The organism is Streptomyces sp. MB09-02B, assembly GCF_033794485.1.
In the GTDB taxonomy this organism is placed as follows: Bacteria; Actinomycetota; Actinomycetes; order Streptomycetales; family Streptomycetaceae; genus Streptomyces.
Genome location: NZ_JARGEE010000299.1, coordinates 1 through 11,325, shown reverse-complemented (window position 1 = coordinate 11,325; position 11,325 = coordinate 1). Strand labels below are relative to the sequence as shown.

The window sequence follows — 11,325 nt, the reverse complement described above, 5'->3', positions numbered from 1 at the left end:
GCCCTTCGGAGCCCCTGCCGAGGCCCACGTCCCCGGCCGCGACTCGGTCCAGCGGCCGGGGACGTGGGCCTCGGCAGGGGCTCCGAAGGGCAGTGGCTCACCGGTGTCGTCGAGGACGATCCTGCGCACCGGGGCGTGGGAGACGATCTCCAGGTAGATGCCACGAAATGCCGCGACGTTCTGCTCCACCGTGAAGAGTTCGAGAGCCCGGGCGCGGGCGGCCGCGCCGAGGCGCGCACGGCGCTCGGGTTCACGCAGGAGCGCCACGCACGCCTCCGCGAGCGCCCGCGGATTACGCGGAGGGACGACGAGCCCGGTGCCGCCGATGACCTCCACGACCGCTCCCACGTCGGTGGAGACCGTGGGTCGGCCGCAGAACATGGCCTCGACCAGACTGATCGGGAAGCCCTCGACGACGCTCGACAGCACGACCACCGCACCGGCGGCGTAGGCCTCGGCCAGATCGGGAACGGCCGGGTCGCCGAGCTCCTCGAAGGAGACGGGGTTGTCGCCTACCGCGTGGACCCCGTCCGCATCGTCAGGGAAGAGCTGCGCGGCGAGGACCTTGCAGTGGCCCAGATAGGCGGTGGCCTCTGCCCCCGCGGCCGCTCCGACGATCCTGAGCCGCGCCCTCGGTTCCGCCCGGCGGACCTCGGCGAAGGCGTGCAGCAGCGAGATCAGGTCCTTGGCGGGCTCGATGCGGCCCACCCACACCAGCGTGTGCGGATCCGCGCACTCCCGCGACTCCCCCACCTCCGCGAAGCGGGCGGCGTCCATGCCCGGGTAGACCGTACGGATTCTGGCCCGGTCGGCGCCGCAGCGCTCCTGCCAGCGGCGGGCATGGGTGTTGCCGGGGGTGAGACAGGCGGCCTGCCGGTACACCTCCGCGGTCAGCTTCCGGTGGAAGGCCGCGAGGAGCGCGCGGACCGGCGCCTCTCCCGATGCTCCGAGGTAGTGCGCGCGCAGCGGTACGCCGTACTCGGTGACCAGGAGCGGCACCCCGTGGAAGTGATGGGCCAACAGTCCGGGCAGCGCGGCCGAACCGCCCGCGGCCGCGTGGCACAGGTCGACGGAGCCGAGGCCGTCGCCCTCGTACCAGTCCAGTGAAAGGGGGCGCAGTGCGCGTTCGAGATGGGAGGCGACGGTCAGCAGATCCGGTACGCGAGCCTCGCGCGCCCCGCGCAGTGCGCCCGGCGCGCGACAGGCGCGCTCCAGTGTGCGGACGGCGGCCTCGGAGCGCAGCGCGCCGACCAGTCCGCCCTCGTCCCGGGCCAGCTCGGCGAGCCCGTACAGCGCGTTGCCGAAACGGTCCGCCTCCGCATCGGCCGAACCGCCGAACCCACCCGCAGCCGAACCTGCGAGGCCTTTTCCGGCCGCACCGCCGGCCCCGCCCGCTTCCCCTGAACAGACAGCCGCCACCAGCTCGCCGTACGCCTCCGCGAAGCGCTTTCGCGCGCGGCGGCCGAGGACGATCCCGTCGTCGTCGGCCGTCCACAGCGGTGCCGTGCGGACCCGGCGGACCTGTGGCGGCAGCGGGATCCAGCCCTCGTCCTCCTGCCGCTCGCTCCGGCTGAGCGCATAGACGTCGAACTCGTGTCGATCCAGCCCGCGTACGAGTCGGTCGCACCAGAGTCTGGCGTCACCGCTCACATACGGATAGCCACCCTCCGTAAGCAGTCCGATGCGCACGCGTGCACCCCCGATCTCCCGTTTGAGGAGCCGCCGTTCGCCCGGCGGCCCGCAGCGGGACGAACGTATGCGGACAAGGCGGTGGCGCGACGGACGGTTGTCCGTCGCGCCACCAAAAGGGGTGAACGGTCGTAACTTTCACTAGCGGGGCGCGTTTCGTCGCGCTAAGGGATCACTAGGTCACGCCGCGTCGATCAATGACGCGGACGTCCCGTCAGCTCCCCGGGTAGGGCCAGGGGTTGGCCTTGCACGTGATCCCGCCGAAGGTCAGGAACTTGCTCTGCTGCTGCATGACCGGCGCGAGTTCGCCGTTCTTGTCGCAGGTCTCGTGCTCGTAGCGGAGGCGGTGGCCGATCTCGTGATTGATCAGCATCTGCCGGTACGCGTACATCTGGTCGCCGTACGTCTCCGCACCCTGGGCCCAGCGGTACGCGTTGATCATCACGCGCTCCGTGGCGGACGAGTTGCAGGACACGTTGTCCACGGTGGTGTCGAGCCCCGACTTGGCGCACCAGATCGCGGTAGTACCCGGGCTCGCGAGCGTGATCACGAAGTCGGGCGTCCCCGAGGAGATCCGCTCGAACGTACGACCACCGCCGTGGGACCAGCTCCGGTCGTCGTTCAGGGTCTTCTGCACGGCCTCGGCGAACAGCTCCGCGTCCAGCCCGAGCCCCTTCTCGACGTCGACCCGGTAGCGGTACTTCTGCCCGGCCCCCGGCGCCTTGTCGAAGCCCCGGACCGCGTCGAACTGCCCGCCGCCCGCGAGATCCGCGGCGAGCGGGTACTTCTTGTCCATCTTCTGGTCGTACGACAGCGGGGTCGCGCTCGGGCTGGGCGAAACGGACGGTGTGGGCCGGTCGTCACTGCGCGAGGCGTCGCGCACAGCGCGCTCGCCGGCATCGGCGGCCTGCGGCCGAGGGGCGGTTTCGTCATCCCCTGTGGCCATCTGCCCGCCGACGACGACCACGAGCACGGTGGTGACCGCGGCGGCCGCGATCCCGACGAACGCCCGCCCCTTGCCGCCCTTCGCCGTCTCGACGGCCCCGGTCTCGTCGCCAGGGGGCTGCTGGTCCGGCGACCGCCCCCGCAGCGGTTTCTCCTCCACAGCCGTCTCGACCCGGCCGTCGTCGTCACCCGGCGCGCCACGATGGGTCCCGGGTGCGAAGACGTCGTCGACCTCGTCGAAGGCGTCCAGATAAGCCTGGCGGGGGCCACCGGGGGGCATGGTCTCCTGCCGCTGCCGGGGAATGGGGGTACGACGGCCCGAACTCTCCGGAGGCACGCCGTACGGGGCGCCATGGGGTGACGCCTCGCCCGGCCCACCGTACGGAGCCCCCTCGGGAGCCCCGTCCGCCACGCCGTGTCCGGCACCCGCCCTGCGCCCACCACCACCCAGGTGGCCCCAACCCCCGCCCGCTTCACGCTGCTCGGGGTGTTCACCACGACTCGGCGGACGACCGCGGTCTTGGACGCCGTCCGGAAGACGCGGGAAGCCGTGCGCTGGCGTGCCGCCGGGCCGCGGCATCCCGTGCACGGGCGTGCCGTCGGGGAGGCGAGGGAAACCGTGCGCCGGAGTGCCGTCCGCGAATCGCGGTACGCCGTGCGCGGGCGTGCCCTCGGACTGACGCGGGAACCCCCGCGCTGGCGTGCCCTCAGCGAACCGCACCCCGGCTGGCCCAGGCTCACAACCGCCGGCCCCGGGCCCCCCCCGCCCCGGGGCTCCTTGCCCCGGCATGCTGCTGTATCCCGGCGCCCCGGCGTATCCGCGAGGCCGCGCAGTACCCCCGGGCTGGCCGTTCGTCTGCGCCGCCGGGGCCGAGGCGCTCCCGGCGCCCCGCGAACCCGGTCCGCCCGGGCCCAGGGTCCCCGCGCCTCGGGCCTCCTCGGCGCCCGGCGCTCGCGGCGGCTCCGCCGCACGGTCACCGGGCCCGGCGGACGTCGCCGTCCGGGCTGTCCTTATGGCGCTTGCGTCGCCTTTCGGCATAGCGCTTGTGTCGCCTTTCGGCGCCCGCCCCTTACGGCTGTGCCGTCCCACGCCGCGCCTCAGCTCCCCACGCCGGGCGAACCCTTGGGCGGCCCTTCGGCGACCGGGTCACCGTCGGCGACGCCGACCGATCCACCGCCACTCACCGAACCACCCTCACCCGAAACTCTCACCGATCCCGACCCCGACCCCGACCCCGGCCCTGAGCCCACCGGCTCCGAACCCACCGGTCCCGAGCCCGTCGGCCCCGAACCCACCGGCGCCGATTCCCGCAGCCCCGGACCCGTCGCCGTCGAACCCACATGCTCCACATCGGCCCCGCCCTGCGACCGCCCCGCATCCGCGAGCAGTTCACGGAACGCGGCGGCGACCGCCTCCGGGTACTCCATCATCGCCACGTGCCCCGCGTCCGGCAGGGAGACGAGGCGGGAGTCACGGAAGGAGCGGGCGGCGCGCTGGGCCATGCGGTAGCCGACGAGCTGGTCGCGTCGGCCGTAGACGAGAAGGGTCGGGGCGAGGACACGCTCGGCCTGACGCCAGAGCGAGTGCTGCCCGCCCAGAGTGTAGGCGTCCACCAGCCCCCGGGCCGAACGCGTCAACGCGTCCCACATGTAGGGCAGTTGGAGGCGCCGCTCCATCTCCTCCACGGCGTTGCGGAAGCCCTCCTCCGTGACACGCCCCGGGTCGCCGTAACAGAGCGCGGTGACGCCCCGTACCCGCTGCTCGGCCGTCCAGCCCTTGGTGAAGCGGGTGAAGAGCGCCGAAATGCCCGGCAGGGCTAGCATCGCGGTCGGCACGGCGGTCCGCTGCACGCGGAGCTCCGGCAGCGCCGGCGATACGAGGGTCAGGGTGCGGACCAGGTCCGGGCGCAGGGCGGCGACGCGGGTCGTGATCGCGCCGCCGAGGGAGTTGCCGAGGAGGTGCACGGGGCCGCGCCCGGCGGAGTCGAGGTAACGGATGACCGCACGGGCGTGTCCCGTGACGGAGTAGTCGCCGTCGTCCGGTGGCGGCGAGTCGCCGAAACCGGGCAGATCGAGCGCCTCACTGTCGACGAGCCAGTCGAGCAGCGGCATCAGCGCGGACCAGTTCTGCGAGGAGCCGCCCAGGCCGTGCACGTACAGGGCGGGCGGCAGCCCTTCGCGCGCCGGCGGTCTCGACCGCACCGACAGCGTGATCCCCGGCAATCGGACCGACCTCAACCGCTCGCCGGGTGCCACGCGCACGGCACTCGCCTTCGGCGACGCGGTGGCGGTCAGCAGGGACGGCAGCTCGGGCGAAGACATGCGGGCAATGTTACGAGACGATCACGCAGTGACTCATGTGTTCGCCGTCACAGGCCACACCACAAATCGGCCACTTCTCACGGGGTACCGGGCGCGGAGCATTCGCCGCCGGACCAGTCACCCCCGAACCGCGCCGCGGCTGACCGCATAGCGCCGCGATGACCTGTCTCCTAGGCTCGGAAACGTGCTCACAGACGGGCTCGTGGGCAGGGCATCCGGGCCCGCGAAGAGGGCACCCGTTACGTGGCCCCCGCCACCGTCGGGGACGTTCCGGCGGCACCAGGGCAGTACCAGGAAGGGGAACCCACGATGGCCGTTGATCCGACCGATCCCGACACCTTCGCCGAGGAGGACTCTGTGGAGTTCGACGATGTGGAGGCCCCCGAGGCCGATGCCGCCGAGCAGCACGCGGACGTCGCCCAGCACCGGGACGACCCGCTGACCGACGTCGACCCGAGCGCGGCCAACGAGGCCGATATGGCAGAACAGGCCCGTGTGGTCTCCCTGGACGAGGACGACTATCGGTAACCCGACCCTCACCAGGGACGACGACCGGTGACGTGAAAGGGCTTCCTTCTGCCCGTCCTGCCACCGTTTGATGTGTTTGGCGGCACTTTCCCCGCTGTCCGGTCCGTGAAATTCTGCGCTCGCACCGCGCACACCCGGGTTACCGAAAAGTACGATGGCGGCGCGGCGCACACCGCATGTGGACGATCTTGGGAGGCGGCGTGACAGCCATCGAGCAGACAGAGGCGGCGCGCCCGCGGGGCACACGCCTGCCGCGCCGAGCCCGACGGAACCAGTTGCTGGGCGCCGCCCAGGAAGTCTTCGTGGCCCAGGGCTACCACTCGGCCGCGATGGACGACATCGCCGAGCGCGCCGGGGTCAGCAAGCCGGTGCTCTACCAGCATTTCCCCGGCAAGCTCGACCTCTACCTGGCCCTGCTGGACCAGCACTGCGAGTCGCTGATCCAGGCCGTCCGTGGCGCGCTGGCGTCGACGACCGACAACAAGCAGCGGGTCCGGGCGACGATGGACGCCTATTTCGCGTACGTGGAGGACGAGGGCGGCGCCTTCCGGCTGGTCTTCGAGTCCGACCTGACGAACGAGCCCGCCGTGCGCGAGCGCGTGGACAAGGTCACCAACGAGTGCGCCGAGGCCATCTGCGACGTCATCGCGGAGGACACCGGCCTCTCCCGCGCGGAGTCGATGCTCCTTGCCTCGGGTCTGGGCGGGCTCTCCCAGGTCGTGGCACGGTCGTGGCTGCACAGCGACCGCAGCGTCCCGCGCGAGCAGGCGGTCCAGCTGCTGGCCTCGCTGGCCTGGCGCGGTATCGCGGGTTTCCCCCTGCACGGCATCGACCAGCACTGACCTCATGGGCCGAGGGGCCGCACCCGTGGTCGGGGATTTGTTCCCGCCCCCTGTTCGCTCCTGGCGTTCTCAGGCGGAGCGTGTACGTCCCCTCACCGGGCTAATGTGTGCTGCGTACGGCGCGGAAGCCCGCGCATTTCACTGACCGTCGGAGGGACATAGCCGTGGAGGTCAAGATCGGCGTGCAGCACGCGCCCCGCGAGATCGTTCTGGAGAGCGGTCAGAGTGCCGAGGAGGTCGAGCGTGCGGTTGCCGAGGCGCTGGCCGGCAAGTCGGCGCTGCTGAGCCTCACGGACGAGCACGGCCGCAAGGTGCTGATCCCGGCCGACCGTCTCGCTTACGTCGACATCGGCGAGCCGACCGTCCGCAAGGTGGGCTTCAGCGCGCTGTAGTCAACAGGCACAAGAGGCGTACGGAGGGGGCCCGGTGGTGTGAAACCACCGGGCCCCCTCCGTATGCCCGCGCATCAGGGCCGCCCCGGGACGCGCCTCACAAGGCGGCCACATCTCGCCGTCGGACGATGATTGCCCTCCACGCCTCCCGGGTAGTACCGGGTACGACCGATTTGCCCAGGCCAGGCCGTTCGGGAGGGAACCCGATCATGTTCTTGGAAGCACTCGGATCCGCACTCCTCGGTTTCGCCCTCGCCTGCGCCGCCGTCTACCGGCTGCCGCACCGCCTGCCGTCCCGCACCCTGGTCCTGCCGACGGGCACCGCCGGCGGTCTCTTCGGCGCCTTCCTCACGCACACGGCGCTCGGCTCCGCGTCCTACCTGCTGGTCCTCACCGGCGCCCTGGTCGTCGCGGCGGCCTCCCTCTCCCTGCTCCTCCGCCCGACGGAACGCTTTCGACGCAGCAGCTCGGCGACGGCGTGAGGATCCACGGATAGGGGCGAAGCCCCATCCAGGGGCGCGGGGAACCGCGCGACCAGCCACGAAGCACCCGCACCCGCCGGACGACAGCCCACCCCACGGCGCCTAGGGGGTCGAACCACCCCCTAGGCACCCCCGAGGCACCCCCTAGGCACTCACGCGGCCAAGCCGAGCGCAGCCATCCGCTTGGTGTGCGCCTCGGTGATCCGCGAGAACATGCGCCCCACCTCGGCGAGGTCGAACCCGTCGGCCACGCCGCCCACGAGCATCGTGGACAGGGCGTCCCGGTCGGCCACCACCCGCTGCGACTGGGAGAGCGCCTCCCCCATCAACCTCCGTGCCCACAGCGCCAGTCGACCGCCCACGCGCGGGTCCTCGTCGATCGCCGCCCGCACCTTCTCCACGGCGAACCCGGCGTGCCCCGTGTCGTCGAGCACGGCGAGCACGAGTGAGCGCGTGTCCGAGTCGAGGTGCGCCGCGACCTCCCGGTAGAAGTCGCTGGCGATCGAGTCGCCGACGTAGGCCTTGACGAGCCCCTCCAGCCAGTCCGAGGGCGCGGTCTGCTTGTGGAAGCCGTCGAGCGCGTCGACGAACGGCTCCATGGCACGCGTCGGCTCCTCCCCGATCTCGGCGAGCCGGCCGGCGAGCCTCTCGAAGTGGTGGAACTCGGCCGCCGCCATCTTCGCCAGCTCCGCCTTGTCGACGAGGGTCGGCGCCAGCTTCGCGTCCTCCGCGAGCCGTTCGAATGCCGCCAGTTCCCCGTACGCCAGCGCGCCCAGCAGATCCACCACCGCGGCGCGGTACTGCGGATCGGCGGAGGCCCGCTCCCAGTCCTGGGCGGCGATCCCGGTGACCTCCGTGGTGTCGGCGGCGTCGGCGGACTCGCCGCCGGTGGCGTTCTCAGGCTTGTCAGACGTGGTCATGCAGCGCACAATAGCCCGCTCCGCGCAAGGCGGAAGGGCCCGGTCATTCCGTGCGCCATGCAGTGTGACAACGACTACGTGACCAAATCGGCCATCGCATATGCGCGATTCCGAGGTATGGTGGTAATGCGCCTGCTGGTACCGCGACGTAGTTCGACGGTGTCTCGACAGGCCGCACGCATGAGGATGCCCGGTCGGTGGCCCGATCGGCTCCGACCCGACAGCCCTCCTTTTCCGTACGGCACTCCGCGTACGGCGTCCGGAGGGAACCCCTCAGCGGTATGAGCGCTAGAGCGTCGGCAGTGGTCCCGTGCCCACACGGTCCGCCCGTGAGGGCGGCCGACGTCCCCCGGCACGGTCTGACACGCCCCCCGCGCTCGCCTCACACCGCGTACACAGAAGAGGCAGCACCCTGACTACGACTTTCCGCGATCTCGGCATCTTTCCCGAGACGGCCGAGGCCCTTGAGGCCGTCGGCATCATCGCCCCCTTCCCCATCCAGGAGATGACGCTCCCGGTCGCCCTCTCCGGCACCGACGTCATCGGGCAGGCCAAGACCGGCACCGGCAAGACGCTGGGCTTCGGTCTTCCGCTCCTCGAGCGCGTCGTCGTCCCCGCCGACGTCGAGGCCGGCCGCGCGAAGCCCGAGGACCTCGTCGACTCGCCGCAGGCGCTCGTCGTCGTCCCTACACGCGAGCTGTGCACCCAGGTCACCAACGACCTGCTGACCGCCGGCAAGGTGCGCAACGTCCGCGTCATGGCGATCTACGGCGGCCGCGCCTACGAGCCCCAGGTGGAGGCTCTCAAGAAGGGCGTCGACGTCGTCATCGGCACCCCCGGGCGGCTTCTCGACCTCGCGGGCCAGAAGAAGCTGAACCTGAAGCACGTCAAGTGCCTGGTCCTCGACGAGGCCGACGAGATGCTCGACCTGGGCTTCCTGCCCGACGTCGAGAAGATCATCAACATGCTTCCGGCCCGGCGCCAGACCATGCTGTTCTCGGCGACCATGCCGGGCGCGGTCATCGGCCTCGCCCGCCGGTACATGTCCCAGCCGACGCACATCCGCGCCACGGCCCCGGACGACGAGGGCGCGACGGTCCGCAACACCTCGCAGCACATCTACCGCGCGCACAACATGGACAAGCCCGAGCTGGTCGCGCGCATACTGCAGGCCGACGGCCGGGGACTGGCCATGGTCTTCTGCCGCACCAAGCGCACGGCCGCCGACCTCGCCGACCAGCTCAAGCAGCGCGGCTTCGCCTCCGGCGCGGTCCACGGCGATCTCGGCCAGGGCGCCCGCGAGCAGGCCCTGCGCGCCTTCCGCAACGGCAAGGTGGACGTCCTCGTCTGCACCGACGTCGCCGCGCGCGGCATCGACGTCGAGGGTGTCACCCACGTCATCAACTACCAGTCCCCCGAGGACGAGAAGACGTACCTGCACCGCATCGGCCGTACGGGCCGCGCGGGGGCCAAGGGCATCGCGATCACCCTCGTCGACTGGGACGACATCCCGCGCTGGCAGCTCATCAACAAGGCGCTGGACCTCGGGTTCAACGACCCGCCGGAGACGTACTCCACGTCCCCGCACCTCTTCGAGGAACTGAGCATCCCCGCCGGCACGAAGGGTGTCCTGCCGCGTTCCGAGCGCACCCGGGCCGGGCTGGACGCGGAGGAGCTGGAGGACCTCGGCGAGCCGGGCGGGCGTGGTCCGCGCGGTCGTGGTGGCCGCGGCGGTGCTTCCTCCGGCCCGACGTCCGCCGAGCGTGAGCGGGAGCGCCCGGCGCGTACGCCGCGTCGCCGACGCCGTACGCGTGGTGGTGCCAGCGTCGAGGGGGCGTCCCCGGAGGCCGCCGCGGTCACCGAGCCGTCGGCCACGCAGACGCCGGACACGGACTCCGGCGCGTCCGAACCCCGTACGCCTCGCCGTCGCCGCCGCACGCGGGCCGGGGTGAACCCGGCCGCCGAGGCCGTGGTCGAGACCGTCGAGAGCGCGCCGGTCGAGCCGGCTGAGACAGTGGCCGACACCGTCGCGGGCACGCCCGCCGAGTCGGTGGAGGAGACTCCCAAGCCGCGTCGCCGCCGTACGCGTAAGTCGGTGGAGGCCGCCGCCACTCCGGTGGCCGAGGCCGCGCCCGGCGCGGAAGCCGCGCTGGACACGGCGGAGGGCACGACCGTCGTGGAGCCGGCCGCCGAGGCTGTGGCCACGCCGCGTCGCCGTACGCGCAAGGCCGCCGCCGCGCCCACCGAAGCCGTCAGCGAGGAGGCCGCCGCCGAGGAGGCACCGGCCAAGCCCCGCCGCCGCACCCGCAAGACCGCCGAGACCACCGTCGAGGCGACGGACACCGCCGCCGAGGCCGCCGTGGACACCGCAGAGGCTGCGCCCAAGCCGCGCCGCCGCACCCGCAAGGCTGTCGCGGAGGCTGCCGAGAGCGTGGTGGAGGCTGTCGCCGAGGAGTCGGTGGTCGAGGCTCCGGCCGCCCCGCGTCGTCGGACCCGTAAGGCCGCGGCTGCCGTCGTGGCACCTGCCGCCGAGGCGGCGGTCGACACGGCCGAGGGGACGACCGGCGCCGAGCCGGCCGCCGAGGCTGTGGCCACGCCGCGTCGCCGGACCCGCAAGGCCGCCGCCGCGCCCACCGAAGCCGTCAGCGAGGAGGCCGCCGCCGAGGAGGCACCGGCCAAGCCCCGCCGCCGCACCCGCAAGACCGCCGAGACCACCGTCGAGGCGACGGACACCGCCGCCGAGGCCGCCGTGGACACCGCAGAGGCTGCGCCCAAGCCGCGCCGCCGCACCCGCAAGGCCGCGGCGACGGCGGAGGGGGCGGTTCCCGCGCAGCCGACGGAGGAGCAGGCCACGAAGCCGCGGCGTACGCGGAAGGCGGTGGCTTCGGCTGCTGCCGAGGAGGCGGGGGCCGAGGCTCCGGCTCCTCGGCGACGTACGCGCAAGGCTGTGGCTGTGGTGGAGGGTTCGGAGGGCTGACGCCGTCCTTCCTGTCTGGCGTGGAGGTCCGGTTCCCTGGCGGGGGCCGGGCCTTCGGCCTTTCCAGGGGGTTTCTCGCCCCCGCCGCCCCTACCCGTCCCATCCTCAAGGGGCTGCGCCCCTTTGACCCCCAGCGTCCGTTCGGTGGGGGCTGGTCGCGCAGTTCCCCGCGCCCCTGAAAAGGCAGGGGCGCGGGGAACTGCGCGAGAAGCCCCCACCCACCCGCAC

General features: G+C 72.4%; 9 protein-coding genes. 5 read left to right on the top strand and 4 right to left on the bottom strand.

The genetic code is table 11. The annotated features are described in order from the left end of the window. From P1P70_RS31555 to P1P70_RS31545, 3 genes are all read right to left on the bottom strand, one after another. Positions 1-1,689: DUF3492 domain-containing protein (locus P1P70_RS31555; RefSeq protein ID WP_319243851.1), on the bottom strand; the 1,689-nt coding region annotated here is incomplete at its 3' end. A gap of 214 nt (positions 1,690-1,903) precedes the next feature. Then, positions 1,904-3,724 (bottom strand): DUF3152 domain-containing protein, encoded by a 1,821-nt coding sequence (locus P1P70_RS31550; protein WP_319243849.1) that lies wholly within the window; start codon positions 3,722-3,724, stop codon positions 1,904-1,906. 8 nt (positions 3,725-3,732) lie between these two features. Next, positions 3,733-4,956, bottom strand: coding sequence for an alpha/beta fold hydrolase (locus P1P70_RS31545; protein ID WP_319243847.1), 1,224 nt, complete (start codon positions 4,954-4,956; stop codon positions 3,733-3,735). A 309-nt stretch (positions 4,957-5,265) separates the two neighbouring features. Between P1P70_RS31545 and P1P70_RS31540 the strand changes: the two genes are divergently transcribed. The 4 genes from P1P70_RS31540 to P1P70_RS31525 all read left to right on the top strand — a co-directional run bounded on the left by P1P70_RS31540 (position 5,266) and on the right by P1P70_RS31525 (position 7,200). After that, on the top strand, positions 5,266-5,484 hold the full coding sequence (locus tag P1P70_RS31540) for a hypothetical protein (RefSeq protein WP_319243845.1): 219 nt from the start codon (positions 5,266-5,268) through the stop codon (positions 5,482-5,484). Between the two features lie 200 nt (positions 5,485-5,684). Beyond that, positions 5,685-6,326, top strand: a complete 642-nt coding sequence (locus tag P1P70_RS31535) for a TetR/AcrR family transcriptional regulator (protein WP_152171547.1) — start codon at positions 5,685-5,687, stop codon at positions 6,324-6,326. A gap of 164 nt (positions 6,327-6,490) precedes the next feature. Next, the gene (locus P1P70_RS31530; RefSeq protein ID WP_009293559.1) at positions 6,491-6,718 is read left to right on the top strand and encodes a DUF3107 domain-containing protein; all 228 of its coding nucleotides are present in this window, start codon (positions 6,491-6,493) and stop codon (positions 6,716-6,718) included. 209 nt (positions 6,719-6,927) lie between these two features. Further along, complete coding sequence (locus P1P70_RS31525; RefSeq protein WP_319243839.1) at positions 6,928-7,200, top strand: hypothetical protein; 273 nt, start codon at positions 6,928-6,930, stop codon at positions 7,198-7,200. 152 nt (positions 7,201-7,352) lie between these two features. On the opposite strand, the gene P1P70_RS31520 is transcribed toward P1P70_RS31525, so the two are convergent. After that, positions 7,353-8,129, bottom strand: a complete 777-nt coding sequence (locus tag P1P70_RS31520) for a ferritin-like fold-containing protein (RefSeq protein ID WP_413471593.1) — start codon at positions 8,127-8,129, stop codon at positions 7,353-7,355. Positions 8,130-8,625: 496 nt separating this feature from the next. Here P1P70_RS31520 and P1P70_RS31515 point away from each other — a divergent pair, with 496 nt between their 5' ends. Continuing rightward, entirely contained in the window at positions 8,626-11,097 is a 2,472-nt protein-coding gene (locus P1P70_RS31515; RefSeq protein ID WP_319243835.1) for a DEAD/DEAH box helicase, read from the top strand. The last annotated feature ends 228 nt before the right edge of the window (positions 11,098-11,325 follow it).